The organism is Mariprofundus ferrooxydans PV-1, from assembly GCF_000153765.1.
GTDB classification, from domain to species: Bacteria; Pseudomonadota; Zetaproteobacteria; order Mariprofundales; family Mariprofundaceae; genus Mariprofundus; species Mariprofundus ferrooxydans.
In genome coordinates this window covers 1,440,167-1,460,048 of record NZ_DS022294.1, presented here as the reverse complement: position 1 = coordinate 1,460,048, position 19,882 = coordinate 1,440,167, and the positions used below count along the sequence as shown (strand labels likewise).

General features: G+C 55.7%; 17 protein-coding genes. 11 read left to right on the top strand and 6 right to left on the bottom strand.

The features are described from left to right. Positions 1-54 precede the first annotated feature (54 nt). From alr to SPV1_RS06630, 11 genes are all read left to right on the top strand, one after another. Positions 55-1,131: an alanine racemase gene (gene alr / locus SPV1_RS06680; RefSeq protein WP_009850383.1), complete on the top strand. Its 1,077-nt coding sequence runs from the start codon at positions 55-57 to the stop codon at positions 1,129-1,131. Beyond that, complete coding sequence (locus SPV1_RS06675) at positions 1,128-1,901, top strand: MlaE family ABC transporter permease (protein WP_009850382.1); 774 nt, start codon at positions 1,128-1,130, stop codon at positions 1,899-1,901. The genes alr and SPV1_RS06675 overlap by 4 nt, the downstream gene beginning before the upstream one ends. Then, positions 1,898-2,701 (top strand): ABC transporter ATP-binding protein, encoded by an 804-nt coding sequence (locus tag SPV1_RS06670; protein WP_009850381.1) that lies wholly within the window; start codon positions 1,898-1,900, stop codon positions 2,699-2,701. Before SPV1_RS06675 ends, SPV1_RS06670 begins: the two co-directional genes overlap by 4 nt. After that, a complete protein-coding gene (locus tag SPV1_RS06665) occupies positions 2,698-3,606 on the top strand; it encodes an MlaD family protein (protein ID WP_009850380.1) in 909 nt (302 codons plus the stop codon). Before SPV1_RS06670 ends, SPV1_RS06665 begins: the two co-directional genes overlap by 4 nt. A 1-nt stretch (position 3,607) precedes the next feature. Then, on the top strand, positions 3,608-4,402 hold the full coding sequence (locus tag SPV1_RS06660; RefSeq protein ID WP_009850379.1) for a tetratricopeptide repeat protein: 795 nt from the start codon (positions 3,608-3,610) through the stop codon (positions 4,400-4,402). Positions 4,403-4,475: 73 nt separating this feature from the next. Beyond that, positions 4,476-6,332, top strand: coding sequence for a cation:proton antiporter domain-containing protein (locus SPV1_RS06655; RefSeq protein ID WP_009850378.1), 1,857 nt, complete (start codon positions 4,476-4,478; stop codon positions 6,330-6,332). Between the two features lie 19 nt (positions 6,333-6,351). Further along, on the top strand, positions 6,352-7,248 hold the full coding sequence (gene gluQRS / locus SPV1_RS06650; RefSeq protein ID WP_231288313.1) for a tRNA glutamyl-Q(34) synthetase GluQRS: 897 nt from the start codon (positions 6,352-6,354) through the stop codon (positions 7,246-7,248). Positions 7,249-7,287: 39 nt separating this feature from the next. Next, positions 7,288-8,229, top strand: coding sequence for a PLP-dependent cysteine synthase family protein (locus tag SPV1_RS06645; protein WP_009850376.1), 942 nt, complete (start codon positions 7,288-7,290; stop codon positions 8,227-8,229). 10 nt (positions 8,230-8,239) lie between these two features. Continuing rightward, positions 8,240-8,764 carry a cyclic nucleotide-binding domain-containing protein gene (locus SPV1_RS06640; RefSeq protein ID WP_009850375.1) on the top strand — a complete coding sequence of 175 codons (525 nt, stop codon included), beginning with the start codon at positions 8,240-8,242 and terminating at the stop codon, positions 8,762-8,764. Next, entirely contained in the window at positions 8,754-9,866 is a 1,113-nt protein-coding gene (locus tag SPV1_RS06635) for an AI-2E family transporter (RefSeq protein ID WP_009850374.1), read from the top strand. Before SPV1_RS06640 ends, SPV1_RS06635 begins: the two co-directional genes overlap by 11 nt. An 81-nt stretch (positions 9,867-9,947) precedes the next feature. Next, positions 9,948-11,123, top strand: a complete 1,176-nt coding sequence (locus SPV1_RS06630; RefSeq protein WP_009850373.1) for an NAD(P)/FAD-dependent oxidoreductase — start codon at positions 9,948-9,950, stop codon at positions 11,121-11,123. 18 nt (positions 11,124-11,141) lie between these two features. Here the strand turns inward: SPV1_RS06630 and SPV1_RS06625 are convergent, their stop codons facing one another. From SPV1_RS06625 to SPV1_RS06600, 6 genes are all read right to left on the bottom strand, one after another. Continuing rightward, positions 11,142-11,864 carry an HPP family protein gene (locus SPV1_RS06625; protein WP_009850372.1) on the bottom strand — a complete coding sequence of 241 codons (723 nt, stop codon included), beginning with the start codon at positions 11,862-11,864 and terminating at the stop codon, positions 11,142-11,144. 26 nt (positions 11,865-11,890) lie between these two features. After that, complete coding sequence (locus SPV1_RS06620; protein WP_009850371.1) at positions 11,891-13,171, bottom strand: sulfate adenylyltransferase subunit 1; 1,281 nt, start codon at positions 13,169-13,171, stop codon at positions 11,891-11,893. Beyond that, entirely contained in the window at positions 13,171-14,079 is a 909-nt protein-coding gene (cysD, locus tag SPV1_RS06615; protein WP_009850370.1) for a sulfate adenylyltransferase subunit CysD, read from the bottom strand. The genes SPV1_RS06620 and cysD overlap by 1 nt, the downstream gene beginning before the upstream one ends. A gap of 62 nt (positions 14,080-14,141) precedes the next feature. Then, the gene (locus SPV1_RS06610; RefSeq protein ID WP_009850369.1) at positions 14,142-14,879 is read right to left on the bottom strand and encodes a phosphoadenylyl-sulfate reductase; all 738 of its coding nucleotides are present in this window, start codon (positions 14,877-14,879) and stop codon (positions 14,142-14,144) included. Then, positions 14,876-17,524, bottom strand: coding sequence for a DASS family sodium-coupled anion symporter (locus SPV1_RS06605; protein ID WP_009850368.1), 2,649 nt, complete (start codon positions 17,522-17,524; stop codon positions 14,876-14,878). The genes SPV1_RS06610 and SPV1_RS06605 overlap by 4 nt, the downstream gene beginning before the upstream one ends. Then, positions 17,524-19,869, bottom strand: coding sequence for a sulfurtransferase TusA family protein (locus SPV1_RS06600; RefSeq protein ID WP_009850367.1), 2,346 nt, complete (start codon positions 19,867-19,869; stop codon positions 17,524-17,526). Before SPV1_RS06600 ends, SPV1_RS06605 begins: the two co-directional genes overlap by 1 nt. Positions 19,870-19,882 lie beyond the last annotated feature (13 nt).

The window sequence follows — 19,882 nt, the reverse complement described above, 5'->3', positions numbered from 1 at the left end:
CTCTATAAATTATATACCTTTGACGCGGCATCAGTTTCAGACAATATTCAACACATGAGCCGACCTGCCATTGCATGGATTAACCTCGATCACCTCTGCCATAACTACCGACTGCTGCAACAAGCTGCTACAGACGCCAGCGTTATGGCCGTGGTCAAAGCCAACGCCTACGGGCACGGACTAAATCTGGTTGCGCCCGCCCTCTTCCGGGCCGGTTGTCGTCTGTTTGCCGTCACCGATGCCGATGAGGGCGCAAAACTGCGCAATATATTGCGCAGTGATGACCCGGCAGGTGATACTGAAATTGCACTGCTCTCCGGCATCTTTGATGCCGGGGATGCGAGTCTGGCAACAACTGAACACCTTACCCCGACCATCAGCGACAGCGCACAGTGTGACATGCTGCAGGCCGCGGATTTTGATGGTGCGGCGTGGATCAAGGTGGACACAGGTATGAACCGGCTCGGCGCCGCCGAACCACAGGTGCTGATCAGGCAGTGCCTGCAAGCTGGCATTCAGATTCGAGGCTTTATGTCGCACCTGGCCTGTGCCGACACCCCGCTACACCCGATGAACCGGCAGCAGGCTGAACGCTTTGCCAGCCTGTGTGATCAAGCCGCCCCGCAACTGCCGCGCTCCCTGCTTAACAGCGCCGGCATCATCAGCATGCCGGATCAGTGTCTGGATGTCGTGCGCCCCGGCATCGCCCTGTATGGCGCAGAACCTGTCGCAGAGAAGCCCATGGGACTCAAACCGGTCATGCGCATGACGGCCAGAGTCATACAGGTGCGCGACATCAAGGCAGGAGAAACCGTTTCATACTCGGCCTCTTTCACCGCCGAAACCAGCATGCGCATTGCCATCGTCAGTGCCGGCTACGCTGATGGTATTCCCCGCGCCCTATCCGGCTGCGGGCAGGCCAGCTGCCACGACAGGTTACTGCCTGTTACCGGCCGCGTCTGTATGGACTATACTATGCTCAATGTCAGTGATACGAATATTCAGAGTGGGGATAATGTGGAATTCTGGGGCATGGAGCTGGCCGCCAATGACGTGGCATCAATGATCGATACCATCAGCTACACACTGTTCACAGGTGTGGGCGAGCGGGTTCGCAGAGTACCCGTGTGATCAAATTACTGACTGCAACCGGCAAGTTGACGGAAGGGCTCTGTATCCATATCGGACTCTACGCAAGTACATTTGCCGGTACGGTCAGGCGCATGAGCTCCCGCCCCTGGCACCTGCGCATGCTGTTGCAGCAGGCCGAAGAGGTCGGCGTCCAGTCACTGCCGGTGGTGATGCTGACCGCCCTGTTCACCGGCATGGTACTGGCTCTGCAATCCTATATCGTATTCCATCGTTTTGCCGCTGAGAGCCTGACGGGCCTTGTCGTATCTATGTCGCTGGTGCGTGAGCTGGGACCGGTGCTGGTCGGCCTGATGGTTGCAGGCCGTGTCGGAGCCGCCTTCGCAGCGGAGCTCGGCACCATGCGCGTCACCGAGCAGATTGATGCGTTGTGGACCCTATCCACCGATCCGGTCCGCTATCTGATCATGCCGCGCCTGATCGCCGTCACACTGATGATGCCGCTGCTGGTTGTCGTGGCCGATTTCATCGGCATTTACGGCGGTTACGCCATCAGTATCTACCTGCTCGACCAGAATCCGTCGGTCTATATTGAAAACACCACCCAGTACATGGAACTCTCCGACTTCTATACCGGTCTGGTTAAAGCCGGCTTCTTCGGCATACTGATCGGTATCATCGGCTGCACCGAAGGGTTTAACTGTAAAGGCGGCGCGGCAGGCGTCGGTACAGCCACCACCCGTGCGGTAGTAATCTCCTGCATGAGCATCCTCATCTCCGACTATTTTCTCACCGCATGGATGTTTGCATGAGCGGCGGCAGCGGGCTGCCCCGCATCCGGATTCGCGGGTTAAGCAAGCGCTTTAACAGCAATGTGGTACTTGAAGATGTTGATCTGGACATCATGCCCGGACAATCCACAACCATTATCGGCATGTCCGGCTCAGGCAAGAGTGTGCTGATCAAATGTATTCTCGGCCTGATCAAGCCTGACAGCGGCGAGATCCTGATCGACGGAGAGAACTGGCTGCAACTGGAAGAGCAGGAGCTCCTGCTGCGCATGCGACGCATCGGCATGCTGTTTCAGGGCGCCGCCCTGTTTGACTCACTGAGCGTTTGGGAAAACGTCGCCTTCGCACTACTACAGCAAAACACCGGCAAGGAGGAGGCACGGGAGCGGGCGATTGAGGTGCTGGAATGGGTCGGCTTGCATGATATCGCCGATCTGATGCCTGCCGAACTCTCCGGCGGCATGGCCAAACGCGTGGGGCTTGCCCGCACCATCTGCCATAAGCCGGATATCGTCTTTTTCGACGAACCAACCACAGGACTGGACCCGATCATGTCGGATGTGATTAATCGTCTGATCGTCCGTCTGCACAAGGATTCCGGCACTACGATGCTCAGCATCACCCATGACCTGAAAAGCGCTGCGATGATCAGCGACCACATTGCTCTGCTCTGCCACGGCCGCATTCATAGGCAAATTCCCTCCAGTGAGCTAGACTCTGATCAGGATCCGATGTTGCGCCAGTTTGTTGAAGGCCGCGCCCAGGGTCCGATCAACTGCAGTCACTGGGGTAAAAAGATAGAGGAGGCTATCCAACGATGAACCCACATGCTCGCCTCGGAGCCTTTGTTCTGGTTGCCCTGATCCTGCTCGCCTTTGCTACCGGCAAGATCGGAGATATTGTCTGGCCCAGTCATCAGGGCCATATCGTCGAAGCCGAATTCGACGATCTGCTGGGGCTGGATGTGCAGTCCCCTGTACGCATGGCCGGCGTAAAAATCGGCGTCGTACAGCAAATCCTGCTGAAAAATAACCGTGCACTGGTACGTATCGCCCTGAACCCGGGCGTCACACTGCCCGGCTCCACCCGCGCTACCATCATCGGCCGCGGTCTGGTCGGTGAGAAGAACCTTGCATTGACCGCCAAAGCGGGAGACAAAACAATACTACCGGAGGGAGCGATTATTCCATCCGACCCTGCAGGAGACATCAACACCTTTATCGCCAAGGCATCGGGCATCACCGATGACGTCCGAGCCCTCACCCAGTCCCTTACAGGAAGCAAGAGCAGCAAGGGACACGAGTCCTTCCTGCAGCTGGTTGCCAACATCAACACCGCCGCACAGGAAATAACCATGATGGTCAAGGAGAACCGGACGCAAGTCAGGGAGATCACCACATCCCTGCAGCGCATCATGCAGAAGCTGGAAACAGAGCTGCCCCAGACCACCCGTGCCGGTCGGCAGTTCTTCGAAGAGGGAAAAAAGGCCTCTGAAAACCTGAACGCATCCCTGTTGGATAATCGCGAAAACATCTACAGAACCCTGTTCGAACTACGTCAGGCATCGGAAAACCTCGCAGCCTTCTCCGATGATGTAAGGCGAAACCCGTGGAAACTGATGAAGGAAAAGCCGGAAGTAAAACCAGACCGTCGTGCCAGACAAAGGCGGATGGAAGAGATGCTGATGACAACCGGCAGCATGGGGCTGGAACCGGTCGGCAAATAACATGCGTACCGCTCTTTATGCAGTCGCCCTGCTGGTAGCCCTCTACGCGACGCCATCGCCATCTCTGGCCAAAACACCGTTTGAAGAAGCAGCCCAACTCATCGAAGCAGGTCAAATTCCCGAAGCGCGCAGAGCGCTTGCAGAGGTGCTGCGCATACATCCGAAGCATGTCGAGGCACGCTATAATCTGGCCGTCCTGCTCCAGCAGATCGGTCAGAAAAAGGAAGCGGCCAAACTGTACGAAGAAAATCTGGCTATCGCATGGCACCTGCCCAGCGTCATCAACCTTACCGCTATTCTGCGGCAAGAGGGAAACACGGTACAGGCAAAGCGCTGGCTGAAAAAGGCCACCGGAAAACTGCGTTATGAAGCAGCTCCATGGTATCTGCTGGCATCCATAGCTGAAGCCGAAGGCCATATGCATGACGCGGAGAAAAACTATCGCAAAGCAGTCACCACGGACCCGCTCAATGGTTTCGCCCATTTACGCCTCGCCGGTTTTCAATCACGACGACAGATTGACGACAAGGGCATTAAAGAGGTCGACCGGGCTATAGACCTGCTACCTGACTGTGCCCCTTGCTGGAGAGAGTCCGGAGATATCCTGTTCGCCGCAGGTAAGTTGCAGGCTGCGCTGAAATCCTATCAGCACAGCCTTGCCATCCGGCCTGACGCTAAAACACGTCAGCAACTGATCCATCTGCTGAACAGCCTGGGCGAGCATAAGCGTGCCACGCGCATGCAACAGGCTCTGGATACCTGGAAAAAGTACCAGCATGCTGATTCGAATCTATAGCCACCCATCGCAACTGTTCAGTATATCGGTGCAACGACGATGATCGTGCTTGCCGCAATGCAGTAGCGGCGGCATGCTGACCGCAATGTTTACCACGCCAACCAACACCTTTGTCATTGCCGTTGTCATCGCCACTGTCGCCCAGATTTTGGCCGGTCGATTCCGCTTTCCGCCCATTCTGCTATGGCTGCTGGCCGGCATGGCGCTGGGCCCATTCGGCCTGCACATCCTGCGCATAGAGACCATTGAGCCGGCCATGCATACACTGGTTGAACTAGGACTGGCCATTATCCTGTTTGAGGGTGGGCTGAACCTGAATCTGAAGGCCCTGCGCGAAAACGGCTGGGTAGTGGGCCGACTGGTAATTATGGGACCGCTGTTGACCATACTCATCGGCGGTGTTGCAGCCAATGTGATTGTCGGCATGGACTGGCCGGTGGCGCTACTATTCGGCGCACTGATTTCAGTCGGCGGACCTACGGTGATCCTGCCCATCGTGCGCCAGATGCGTCTGGGTCGCCATATCTCCCATGTGCTGACTGCCGAGGCAATGTTGATCGATGTTATCGGCGCAATTCTGGCCATTATATTTCTACAGATAGCGATCACCCTGAATCTCTCCGGCATGGATTTTGCCGTATCTCTGTTTTACAAGCTGCTGCTCGGCAGCGCACTGGGATTGGCAGGCGGTCGCTTGCTCGCCTGGGGACTGACCAGCCACTGGGTCAGGGACTTCGAGCTGAGAACCATTCTGACCCTGACCTGTGCCTGGGGCATGTTTGTTCTCGCCGATACCATCAGCTCACAAGCCGGACTCCTGACCATGTTGATGATGGGCGCCACAATCCAGCGCATGGATATCCCCGATATCCAGCGTTTGAAACATTTTAAAGGCAGCCTCTCCATGCTGCTGATATCCGTACTCTTCGTGCTGCTGGCAGCACAGATGAATCTGGCTGTCATGCAAGCCTACCTGTGGCAGGGGCTCGTTCTGTTTGCCATTCTGGCTCTGCTGGTGCGACCGTTGATTATCCTCTTTTCCACCCCTGGCAGCCGTCTGAATCTGAATGAGAGTATATATCTGGCCGGCATGGCCCCTCGCGGCATGGTGGCTGCCGCCATCACCTCGCTGTTTGCCCTGATTTTGCAGGAAAAGGGTCATCCCCACCAGTCCGAGATGCTGATGGCGCTGGTCTATATCATTATCATCACATCGGTACTGGTATACAGCCTTCTGGCCAGCCCGTTGAAGCGATGGCTGCGTATTGAGGGCGGCGACGAACGTTCTGTACTGATTATCGGCGGCGGTCAGGTCGGCGCCGAAGTAGGCCGTGCGCTGAGCGAAGACCGGGAGGTTCGCTTTCTCGATCTGAACACGGAAGTAATCAGTACCATGCAACGATCTGGCTATGACGCGATATGCGGTAACGCGCTGGACCCGCTCTACTGGGAAATTATTCATGCCGAGGAGATCGGCAGCGCAATTATCATGACCGGCTCATCCGACCATAATCTGCTGATCGCCCGTCTGGCCCATGAACAGTTCCATATACCGGATATCTATATCGCCCTGCAGGAAAATGATGAACAAAAACACGCCAGCATGATTCATCAGTTGCAAGCAAAACGCCTGTTCGCCAAGGCCTACAGCTTCACCTACTGGAACGATCAGGCCTACCGCAAACGCCTGACCTACGAAACCCGAGAGGTTGAGCCGGACTCTCCGCTGGCCGGCGTACGCATGGCCGATGCACGTATCCAGAACGGTGTGCAGCCGATTGCTGTTGTCCGCAACGGCCAGACGCTGATCCCGCATGATGAGCTTGTGTTTCAAAGCGGAGACGACATCAAGATGCTGATGCGGCCGGAGCGCATGCAACCGGGGCAGCCGCTGGTGCTACCACCGGCTTCCGCTCCGGTAACAGACTAAAGCCAACTGCGTTTTTTCTGTGCAAGCGATAACACGTTTCGCTCCCAGCCCAACAGGGCTACTGCATGTAGGTAATGCATATGCTGCCCTCTGCTGCGAGAGCTGGGCCAAGCTTCATGGTGCAACCATGCTCCTGCGCATCGAAGATATCGACCACACGCGCTGTCAGCCACCATTCTCCGAAGCCATACTGACAGACCTCAACTGGCTGGGGCTGATATGGCAGCAGCCGGTGCGCAAACAAAGCGCACATCTGGCTGAATACCAGCAGGCTATCGACAGACTGAGGCATATGGGCGTGATCTATCCCTGCTTCTGCACCCGCAAAGCCATTGCAAACGAACTGGCCCGCATGGGCGTAGCTCCGCATGCAGATGATAACACCCCGCCCTATCCAGGCACCTGCCGCCACCTACCTGAACCCGAACAGACAGAGCGAATGCAACAGGAGCCCTTTGCCTGGCGACTGGATGTCGGCAAAGCCGCCGCACTGATAGGAGGCCTGCCCGGCTGGCACGATACGGATAACCGGTTACACCCGGCATCTATTCCTCACGATGTCGTCATCGGACGCAAGGATATCGCTTACAGCTACCATCTGGCCGTAGTCGTCGATGATGCGGCTCAGGGGGTCACCCATATTATTCGCGGCGAGGATCTGCAAGGCAGCACCGGCATCCATCGTCTGCTACAGGCGCTCCTGGGCTTTCCGGAACCTGTATACATGCACCACCGCCTACTGAAAACGCCGACCGGAGAAAGACTTGCCAAACGCATTGGCTCAACCACACTTCGTAGCCTGCGCGACATGGGTGTAAACCCTGAGCGATTGCGGCGCTACCTGCTGCAGGAAGAGCGGCATCTGTGGCCGTTTATGGATAGCGATGAAGCTGCTATAGTGGCCGAGCTGGGGTGAAACAGGAGTGGCGAAAAATGGATATTCAAAGGTGATGAAGTGACTGCAATTCTCGATTTGATCGGCAATACGCCGCTGGTGCAGATTCAGAACATCGCCAGCCACCTGCCCGACAATGTGCGTATTCTGGCCAAGCTGGAACGATTCAATCCCGGTGGTTCGGTAAAGGACCGTCCGGCGATGTGGATGATCCGTGACGGTCTGGATAAAGGCTTGCTTAACAAGGATAAAATCATCCTCGATTCCACCTCCGGCAACACCGGCATTGCACTGGCCATGATCGGCTCTGCAATGGGATTCCGGGTACGCCTGGTGATGCCGGGCAATGTATCGGATGAGCGTAAGCGTATCTGTCGGGCTTTCGGTGCGGATCTTATTTTTTCCGATCCGCTGGAAGGATCTGACGGCGCTATTCTGGAAGCGCGACGTATTTTTGAAGATTGCCCCGAGCGTTACTTCAAACCGGATCAATATAATAACCCGGCCAACCCGCGCGCTCATGAGGAATCAACCGGTCCGGAAATCTGGCGCGATACGGATGGAAAGCTGACCCACTTTATCGCATCGCTCGGCACCTCCGGCACGCTGGTCGGCACAGGTCGCTACCTCAAGCGCATGAATCCCGACATACAGGTTATCGCCGCCGAGCCCGACTCCCCTTTCCACGGCATTGAAGGGCTAAAGCATATCGACTCCGGCATTGTACCGGGCATTTACGATCCATCCGTTTACGATGAGCTGCTCGGCATCAGCACCGATGCCGCTTATGACCTGACCCAGCGACTGGCACGGGAGGAAGGTATTCTCTCCGGTCTGTCATGTGGCTGCGCACTGGCTGCCGCTCTGGTAACAGGAGAAAAACTGGCAGCTAGCGGTGAGTCGGGAAACATTGTCATCATTTTTCCGGATGGCGGAGAAAAGTACCTCAGCACGCCGGTCTTTGCCGGCAGTGATCGCGTCAGCTTTGGCGCAGGGATATAAAATAATAGCCATGACTACCGACTCTGATGATAATCGACTAAATCGCATCTGGAGCAGACCGTTCAGGAAAAAAGTAGCCTGGGTGGAGGAAGCCACCCGACTGTGTCTGGATCACTGTCTGTTTGAAGGCATCGCCGAACGCTCGGTTCAGCATATTGTATCCCATATGCACCCGCGCACGTATCAGCGCGGTGAAGTCATCTTCGAGATGGCGCATGCCGGTGCAAGCGCCATGCTGATTCTCGACGGCGAGGTATTGATCATGGCCGATACCGTGGAACTGACCAGACTGCATCACGGTGATATTTTCGGAGAGGTCTCACTTGCGACCCCATTACCGCGTACCGCTCAGGCTATTGCCAGCAAAGATTGTCGTCTGGTCTTCTTTCTGCGCTCCGATATGGATGAGTGGATCGAGCGCAGACCGAGGGAGGCATCCCATTTTCTGATTAACCTCTCCACCATGCTGGCCGAACGACTGATGGAGAGAAACCTGGAAGTGATAGAAACTGCCTCTCCGTTAGATGATTCGTGAGTCAACCATGCTGAGTCACCCTCTGCTACAGGCTTCTGTTATTTTTTCCGTGCTGGTCACTGCGCTGGCACTGACCGCTTCACTGTTTTACCCCCTCCTGTTCACCCTGCTGGTTGCCACGCTGCTTTACGCCGCGATGTTTCCCACGACCAGCTATCTGATTCGCCGCGGCGTCTCTCCCACCCAAGCGGTAGTCATGGTGATGACCGTCATCGTTACCTTTGTCCTGCTGATGGGTGCCCTGCTCTATCCGTTGATTGCCGCTCAGCTCGATCAACTCTCCACTCGCACCGGCAGCATCGACGTGCGCCTGACACGTTTGCTGCTACAGGTGAATACCTTTACCACTGGCTATCTGGATATCAGCTTTAATCCTGCGGAGACGGCAGCTCAACTGGTCAACAGTGTCACCCACTCCCTGGATACCATGCAGGCAACGGTAACATCCTATTTTGATGATGTGGCTTTTTCCCTGTTTCTGGTACCGCTGATCACCTTCTTCCTGCTGCGCGACTTTCGCTCATTACGTAATCAGGCCATGCAACTCCTGCCCAACCGCTACTTCGAACTGGGCTGGATGATCTACAACGCCACCAGCTCACAACTGCACGCCTATCTCAGAGGCATTACCATTCAGATGGTTTGCATTACACTAATCTGCACCGCCGGCTTCTGGCTGGCCGGCATTGATTTCGCACCGTTGCTCGGCATTCTGACCGGACTACTCAACCTGATCCCTATCTTCGGCATTGCACTGGCAAAAATACCGCCGGTACTGGTTGTATTGCTTTCCGATAAGCCGGATTTGACTTCAATGATTCTTGCACTGGCTGTCGTTTTCGCAGCCCAGCTGGTAGATACCGCTTATATCCTGCCGCGCGTCATAGCCAAATCTGCCAACCTGCACCCGGTCACCGTCATGCTCAGCGTATCCCTGGCCGGTTACTACTTCGGCTTTACCGGTCTGATTGCCACTGTGCCGCTGCTCTTCTCCGGCAAGGTTATATTCTCTGAACTCTTCAGCGGCCTGCGCGACTTCAGCCCGACACATCAACAGCATGTCGTCGCTCGTCTGAAACAAAGCATGCCGCATATGCTATAAACGGCCGGCAAAGCATACAGCACCCATACCCTGTGCCGGCCATCGTCAACAACTGACCCGAATGCTGCAAGAGGAGGGAAGATGCTACATTACCCGTACCTGATCATTGGTGCCGGCATCACCGGTGCAGCAGCCATACGAGGCATCCGCAAGCAGGACCCCACAGGCAGGATCGGCATCATCACAGATGAACCCCACCCCCCTTACAAACGCCCGTTCCTCTCCAAGGCACTGTGGAAAGGCATATCTTACGACAAGGTATGGATAAAGATCGATATGCAACATATTGATCTGCACCAGTCCACATCCATTATCCGCATTGATCGCCAAAACAAGCAGGTCGTGGATGATCTGGGCACAGTCTATGGCTACGACAATCTGCTACTGGCCACGGGTGGCGTCGCTCGTCACCTGCCCTGGGATGTGGATGGAGTGATCTATTTCCGCGAACTCGATGACTATCTGCAACTGAAATCGAGAGCGGAAGCAGGCCAACACTTTGCCGTGATCGGTGGCGGTTTTATCGGCTCCGAGATCGCCGCTGCACTGACCATCAACGGTAACAAGGTGACAATGATCTATCCTGAGGCTGCCATCGGTGCACGCATCTATCCCGAGGCATTGGCGCATTTTCTCAACCGCTATTATCAGGAGAAAGGCATCAACATGCTTGCCGGCCAAACAGTTGATGCCATTACACAGCATAGCGATGGCTATACACTCAACACCCAGGCAGGCGAAACACTGGACGTTGACGGCGTGGTTGTGGGAATCGGCATTCAGATTAACAGCGGGCTGGCTGAGGCGGCGGGGCTCAAGGTGGACAACGGCATACTCGTCGATGACTTCCTGCACACCAGTGATCCCGCCATATATGCGGCGGGCGACGCAGCCAATTTTTTCAACCCTGCCCTCGGCAACAGGATGCGGGTCGAACACGAAGACAACGCCAATGTCATGGGAGAAACAGCCGGCAGAAACATGGCGGGCGATGCCGTCCCCTATGATCATTTACCGTTTTTTTATACCGACCTGTTTGACCTCGGATATGAGGCAGTGGGTGAGCTGGATGCCGGCATGGAATTGGTCGAGGACTGGCAGGAGCCGTTCCGCAAGGGCGTGATATATTACCTGAAAGAAAAACGCGTCCGCGGCGTATTGCTGTGGAACACATGGGGACACATGGAGACCGCGCGTGCTCTCATTGCAGAGGCTGGCCCCTTCAGCAGCCAGCAACTCAAGGGCCGTATCCGCTGACACTCACTACAGAGTTTTCTACTGCTTGACGTGTTCAGCTGCCTTACCCTGTCCGGATGCATAGAACTCGGCTCTGGCAATGATAACCAACAAATCTTCTTCGCTGATATCCTCAACCATATCCATTTCGGCCAGTGCGGCACGCACATGCTCGGGCATAATCCTGCCTGATGCAGATACCTGTGACGGCTTCGCGACCGCCCTGACCCAGGCAGCCGGATAACTGCGACTGGCAACAAGGTTATTAAACAGTAAGGCAACACACAGCAAGATCAGTGCATTAAGCATCACCGGCTCCAACACATAGGCATAACCCAACGCATGGATATCCTGCCCCCCTACTACCGCAATCAGTGCCGTGGCGCCGCCAGGCGGATGCAGGCATCGGGCATAATGCATCACCAGCACGGCCAACCCGACAGCGACGGACCCGGCCAGCCATGTCGGCTCGATCCATCGGGCACAGCTGACGCCAACGATCGCCGAAAGCAGATGGCCTCCCGTGGCAGGCCATGGTTGCGACAATGCGCCGTGTGGCACACCAAACAGCAGCACCGCACCGGCGCCAACCGAGGCGATGATCAGCGTCGCCGATTCATGGCCGACAAAATACAGGCTGACATTCCAACAGCAGGCGATACCAATCAGCGCACCGGCAGCTGCGATCAAACGTTCGGCATGTCCAACATGGATCATATCCACGCCCAACCAGTGCAGCAGCGTTTTTCCTCGTTGCTCCATGTCGGTTCAATCTACCCGCTTATCATTCAGACAATCATACCGGCACCAACAGTGTTGTTGGTAAAGGTATCAATCAGGATAAAGCTGCCGGTCGCCCGGTTATCCGCATAGCTGTCATAGTGCAGCGGCTTCTGCAGTTTAAAGGTGATACGACCGATTTCGTTCATCGCCAGCTCATCAGCATCCAGGTGATCCAGCGTATGGATATCGGTCTTGAAATCGACACTCGATACCATGGCTTTCACCGAGTTCGTCGTATGCTTGATGATATACTTCTTGCGCGCACTCAAAGGCTCATCGCCGATCCAGCAGACATTGGCTGTCAGATCTTTGGAATCACCTGTTTTTTCACCGACCCGGGTAATCATGTCGCCACGCGAAATATCGATATTATCATTGAGCGTCAGTGTCACGCTCTGAGGCGCAAACGCCTCCTGCAGATTGCCATCAAAGGTGACAATCTCTTTGACTGTCGAGGTATTGCCACTGGGTACCGCAATGATTTCGTCACCGACCCGGATGGTACCGGAAGCGATCGTACCCATAAATCCGCGGTAATCGGGTAGCTCCGTCGTCTGCGGGCGGTTCACCAACTGCACAGGCAGGCGGAAGGGCAGGCGGTCAACATCACCCAGTGTGGGCAGCGACTCCAGTGTTTCCAGCAGTGTCTTGCCTTCGTACCAGTCCAGATTATTGCCGCGCACGGCTACCATATCACCATCGAGCGCCGATATCGGAATACAGATCAGATCCTTCACGCCCTGTTTGGCACAGTATTCGTTCATCTCTGCGCGAATCTGCTCGAAAACAGCCTGATCGAAGTCGACCAGGTCCATCTTGTTTACCGCCACAATCAGATGCGGGATACCCAGCAAGCCGAGAATATGCGTGTGACGCTTGGTTTGCGGCATGACACCGCTACGCGCATCAATCAGAATAATGGCAGCACTGGCAGTCGAGGCACCGGTCACCATATTGCGGGTGTACTGCTCATGACCCGGGCAATCGGCCATAATAAACTTGCGTTTCGGCGTGGCAAAGTAGCGGTATGCCACATCAATGGTGATGCCCTGCTCGCGCTCGGCTGACAAGCCGTCAGTCAGCATGGCCAGATCGATATCGGCAGCGGTTGCAATGCTATCCAGACCTTTCTGCTTACGCACAGCCAGTAACTGATCTTCAAACGCACCTTTGGTATCCACCAGCAGGCGACCGATCAATGTTGATTTACCGTCATCCACACTGCCAACCGTTACCAGACGCAGCAGCTCAACTTCTTCAACCAGTTTAAAATTAGCTTCAGTCATTAGAAATAACCTTCTTTTTTCTTGTCTTCCATCGAATTGGAACCGTGATCAATGATACGTGTCTCGCGCTCCGAGCGGCGTGATGCTGCTGCTTCAATAACTATTTCATCCATATTGACGGCGTCCGAACGGATCGCGCCGGTACAGGGGCTGCAGCCCAGCGTACGAAAACGGCTCATGACCATCTTCGGCTCTTCGCCCTCCAACAACTGATCCTTCATCTCTTCATAGTATGGAATCAGCAAATGCTTGCGCTCGACCATCAGTCGCTCTTTGGCAAAATAGAGCGGTACAATCGGGATCTTCTCTTCCCGGATATAGAGCCAGATATCCATCTCCGTCCAGTTGGAGATCGGGAATACACGTACCGATTCACCATCGTGGATACGTCCATTGTAGAGGCTCCACAACTCGGGACGCTGGTTCTTCGGATCCCACTGGCCGAATTCATCTCGCATGGAAAATACACGCTCCTTGGCGCGGGAGCGCTCCTCATCACGACGTGCGCCGCCAAAGGCCGCGTCATATTCGCCCTCTTCCAGCGCATCAAGCAGCCCCTGCGTTTTCAGCGCGCCGCAGCAGCGCGCCACGCCAAAGTCTTTCGGATTCATGCCTTTGGCAATGGCATCCTCATTCCTGCGCACGATCAGATTCGCTCCGATCTCCTTGCAGAACGCATCGCGGAATTCGTACATCTCCTTGAACTTGAAGCCGGTGTCGACATGCAGTAGCGAAAACGGCAGCGGCGCCGGATAAAATGCCTTGCGGGCCAGATGCAGCAGTACACTCGAATCCTTACCCACCGAATAGAGCATGACCGGGTTGCGGAACTCCGCCACCACTTCACGGATGATGTGAATGGACTCGGCTTCCAGTGCTTTTAATTGCGTTAACTTGTGTTCTGACATTATTTCCACCATTTCCTGTTTACAGGCTCCACGCTGACATGGATCGCCTGTACTATTCAATGTTAAATTCCTTCACCGGATTCACCCTCACCCGGCCTGGCCAGAGAGCTCACATGCAGGCCGCATTCTGCCAGTGTGTCTTCGTTTTCCCACCACCAGCGACCTGATCGAGGGTCCTCTCCCACGCTGATTGCACGCGTACAGCAGGCACAACCGATGGACAGATAATGGCTGTCATGCAGGCTGTTATACGGCAGGTCATGAGCCCGGATATAGGCCCAGATATCTGCCTCCGTCCAATCGAGCATCGGGTTATACTTTTTCAATCCGTATACCGGATCATCCTCAACCGGAGTGATCTGCGACCGGTTTGCCTGATCCCTTCGGCGACCTGTAATCCACGCCTGCATGCCTGACAATTCCTTCTGCAATGGATGCACCTTGCGCACGGCACAGCATAACTTTCGATTGGCCACAGCGCGGTAAAACAGATTTACACCGTGCTCATCCACCATCGCCCTTACCTCACCCGCATCGGGAAAGAGTACATTCAGAACCGGGCCATAGCGCTCACGCAGTAGATCCATCAGGTCATATGTCTGCTGCGGCAAACGCCCTGTATCCAGAGTCACTATGCGAAGGCCGGGTGTGTAACGACAGATCAGATCAATCAGTACCATCGCCTGTGAGCCCAGGCTGCTGGCATAGACAACCCTGTCCCCGTAGCGGGCAACAGCCTCTCGCAACAACAGAAGGCTTGCATCAACCTTTTGCTGCACCAGATCATCAACCATCGTCATACCGCAAAGCCCCAGAGTGGCCACCAGAAATAAGCAGTCAGAGCAAACAGTACCAGCGTGGAGAACAGCAATATACTACCAAAGCGGATCATATCTCCCAGGCGGACATACCCGGTGCCATAAACCATGGCATTGGGCGGCGTCCCCATCGGCAACATAAAGGCAAAACCGGAAACGATGCCGACAGCGAGAGCCGTGGTAATCGGGTCAATACCGGAGAGCGTACCCATCGGAATCGCAATCGGCAGCATAATGGCCACAGCTGCCGAATTGCTGATGCCCTCGGTAAGCAGCATCGTGAACAGCGCAATCAAAATCAGGATAGCAACACCGGCCACCCCATCCGGCCAGAAGGACGTGGCCACCCATTCAGCAGCGCCTGTCTTTTGCAGCGACGTGGCAATGGCAATAGCACCGCCGTACATCAGCACCACGCCCCAGTCGATGTGCGACTGTATCTCTTTCCAGCCTACAATCCGCAACGCAAACATAGCTACGACGGCAACCAGTGCGATCGTGGCAAGTCCGAACCTGTCTCCAAGAAATATCCACGCCATCATTGTCACCAGCATCAGCACCGACATAGCCTTGCCGCGCACGTCCATATGGCCGAGCTCCAGTTGCCGCTTCTCAATCCGGAGGCTGGCCCCCTGCATATCGATCCCGTCATGCGGCACCAGCTTCAATAGTATGACGACCGCAACAAGTAACATACCGATCACCATGGGAGCCGCCGCCAGCGTCCAGTCGACAAAAGAGAAACCTTTACCGGTCATCTCCCCGACTATCGCCATGGCCAATGGCCCCCGAGCACCGCCAAGCAGCGTCATCACACCGCCAATCACCGCTCCCCAGGCCATGGCAAGAAAAATAGCTGCGGCATAGCGGTTGCCCGGCTTCAACCCCAGTCCCTGTACAATACTCCACACAATCGGCAGTAAAACAGCAGCCACGGCATGCTCTGGCATGAAACAGGCCATAAGTGCAGGTAGCAACAGCATACTCAAGAGCAGTTTACGCGAGCTTGCATTAAATCGTTTAAACACAGCCAGTGCGACATGCTCGGAGAGCCCCGACTTCATAATGCCTGCCGCCAGAATAAAAGCGCCGAGAATAAAGAACACGGCCGTATTACCGAACAGCGCATAGACATCGGCCGAACTCATTGCGCCGACCAGAGGCAGAAGCGCCATGCCCAGCAGGGAGGTCACAGAGAGCGGTAGCAACTGGCTGACCCACAGCACAAGGCACACCCCGAAGACAAGCAGCGAGTGCCAACCGGCCTCGGTAAGACCTGCAGGTGCAGGCAGCTTGAGCAGGCTGTAAGCCGTAACGACAATAAGTGCCATCAGCACAAACGGGACACTCTGGCGCATCAACAGAGACGATGCCGGCTGCCGTTTCCCGGCATGTTGCGTATGCTCAAGGTGGCCCTGTTGCTTGTAGCTCAGCAAGACATGGCGACGCAGGCTGTCAAACCAGCCCTCGATCTTCCGGCCGACGGATGAAATAACAAACCGCTGCTGCAGTGATGGCTCGATACCATCAAGCACCCTGCTCTCCATCGGGGTAAGCACACGCCCCATATCACGCAGCCTGTGCGTCGGCAGTGCAGACGAGATCACCAGCTCCGAGTGACTGAGCAGCGCCTGTTCAACATCGTCCAGACTGGGCAGCGGCTGATCCTTTAACGGCGTGCCGGGCAGCGGACGAAAGGGGATCAACAACGGAACCACACCGGCATGGACCAGCTCTTTCATGCCGGCGATCGTTGATTGCAAGGGCTCCAGCCCGACAATCAGATGGCTCACCACTGTACCCGGGCGAAATACCGAGCGCGCATGACGAAGCGCTTCCCAAATACGGGACTGCCCGCCATGGCTCGCCTTGCCCGGACAGGTTGCTGCAAAACGTGCTGTGTCAGCAACTTCCAGATTACAGACAAAAATATCCAGCCCGGCATCGTAGAGCTCATCAATGATCTTGAGATCATGCGGAGCGACGGTTTCCAACGCAATCTGCTGATGAGGCAGATGCCTGCGCAACAAGGCAATAACCGGCAACAGCCGCGAAAGCCCCACATCCGGTGCCGGTGAAAAGCCGTTATAGAGGTAGACTGTATCAATTGCGCGCTCGGCCAGCGCTGCACGCACCACCTCCACCAACTCCAGCGGATCACGCATCGGCGGCTCGTCTTCATTGAGCATCGAATCATACTGGCAGTACTGGCAGGCCGCTCCCGGTATGGCAAAAAAACCACAGCCCATGGTCGGATATAGCATCAGCAACCGATCATGCAGCGACGATATATTGCCCATACGTGCACCACTTCTGGTTTTCTTACGGTAAAAAGCGGGGGTCTCTACCAGCTCCACCCGTTCGGATTCACCCGCACAGTCCAGATAAAAACCTTCATCATCCGAAAGCAGTTTATAGGTGCTGCGCTCTGTATACGGCTGCCCCACAGGCACCGTACAGAGATGCCCCGATGAGAGACGGATATCGATAACCGATTCCGTCGCATTCGCCTGTGCAATCCAACGTGATGATTCCGGCAGACCTTCCGGCAGTGCCACCCCCCGGCTAACCAGAGACAGCTTGGTACGCCCGGAGTTAGCAAAGGGATGAAGGTCTGTCGAATGCATCAGATCTGTGACGATTTCTCGACGACAATGCGCCACTGGGTGGCAGACAGTTTCTCTTTAACCAGAATCTTCTGGCCCTGCTCTTCAAGAGAAAGCGGCACATTGTTAATCGGAGCACCATCATCAAGGATGACAGCCAGCTGGGCGCCAACCGGCATCGTGGATAGCTTGATTTTAGTTTTGACGAAATTCATCGGGCAAGCCACGCCGGAAAGATCCAGCTCCACCATGCCGGCAGCAACCGCCGGCTCCGGTTCAACCACCGCTTCCTGCACGGGTACATCCGCAGGTACGGCTGCGAAACGGACCTGGGCCAAAGCCAGCCAGTCACTCTGAACACGCTTCAGACTCGTAACACCCGGCCCCGGATTACCCAGGTCGATATTCATCAGAGCCGACTGTACGGCGTTAAAACCGGTCATGACTTCGGCATCGGAGGTAGCGTTCCCCATCAACAAACCGAACACCAGAGCATCATCTTCCGGCGCTTCGCCATATGCCACCAGAAATGCACGTGCCGTGGAGATAGCAGAGCGGCGCAGCGCTGTAGCAGCTTCAGCCCAGAACATTGCATCGGTATGCGCACGGGCCAGCAACAGCTCGTACTCGGCTTCGGAGATCAGTGCATCGGACATCGACAACACGGCACCGGCACATTCGCCCTTCTTGTTGCCCTTGGTGTTGAATGCCTCGTTTTCGCTCCAATCGTAGATCAGACCTTCCACCTCACCGGCATCGGCAGCAAACGGCGCCAGAATGGCGGCAATACCATCCTTGCCGATACGGGATGCCCAGTCATGCACGGATTCATCGGCATCGCGCCCATCCTTGTAGGCATTGAGTACGGCAATACCGGCCTCAGGTGCATATTTTGCCGGCACCGGATCGGTTGCAAATGCCAGTGGAGAGCCGCCAACGCCGGAACCACCGACGTGCAACTGGTAGTGAGGCACAGCCTGACCGGCAACTTTCTTGGCCATGCCGTGAAAACCCAGGTCTGCAATATGATGGCGCCCACAGGAGTGCTGGCAGCCGGAAGCCTTGACGGTAATACCGGCCAGTGTCGGATCCTTTTTCAGGTCCGCCATCATCGGCTGCAACGCTTCTGCCAGACCGCGGCTGGAGGTAATGCCGAGCCGGCAGGTTTCCGTACCCGGACAGGCCACCACATCGGCAATGCCACGGGCATAGTCGGTCGAGAGCCCTGCGTCATTCAGTACTTTCTGTGCAGCAGCCACATTCGCAGCATCCACATCGGCAATGACCACGCCCTGCTCGGTCGTTACGCGCAAGCTTTCAGTACCGGCCGCACGTGCGGCATTGGCTACTGCATGGCACTGTGCCGGAGTCAGGTCGCCACGAAACAGATTGAGCAGGATCGCCTGCTGACCATTATGCTGATCCACCACACCGGAATCGGAATGCGGCAGCGCGCCGGTTGGTGTACGCCAGTTTGCTTCAGGATAGCCTGCATCATCGGCATGGGTACTTTCAATTACGGCACGCTGCTTGCGATACTCCTCAATAAAGCCTTCGGCACCGAGTTTCTGCGCCACATATTTCATGCGGGCGCGGGCACGCCGTTTGCGGTCGGAAAACTTAAAGTGCATGCGCATCAGCGCTTCACCAACCAGCAGAATCTGTGACTCTTCAATAAACTCTTCGAGCAGCAGTGCACTCATCGGCTGGGACGATAAACCACCGGCAGCCCATACCTTGAAACCTTTTACACCGTTCTGCTCGGTGGCAATAAAACCGATATCATGCATACCGCCAAGGCCGCAATCAGTGGCGCAGCCGGAGAAGTTCACCTTGAATTTGCGCGGGAACTGCTGAGCCAGTGGGTGACGCAAAAAATATTCGGCGAAACGGCGGGCATGTACCGATACATCCGCATGCTCAGCAGGGCAGGAACCGGCCAGAAAGCAGGTGGAGACATTGCGTATCGTATTACCGCAGGCTTCACGCGTGGTAAGCCCTGCAGCATCCAGCCTGCGCAGAAACGCAGGCACATCATCCAGAGATACGAAGTTGGCCTGAATATCCTGACGGGTGGTCACATGAGCGAATTTCTCCGGCGCCACACTCAATGTGCCGTCGGTCGGCAAGCGGCCTGCATAATCCGCCACACAGTCGCCGATCACATCCAGCTGATCCGGAGTCAGGTTGCCGCCAGGCAGCTTGACACGCACCATCTGCACACCTTCCTGGCGCTGGCCATAAACACCCATCTGCAGGCGAAACGGCGTAAAGCGCTCTTCGGACATCGTGCCTGCCTTGAACGCCTTGTAACCAGCATCAAACTCATCTACGTCGGATGTATGTGCAAAATCAAATTCACTCATGTTCTTAACCTCT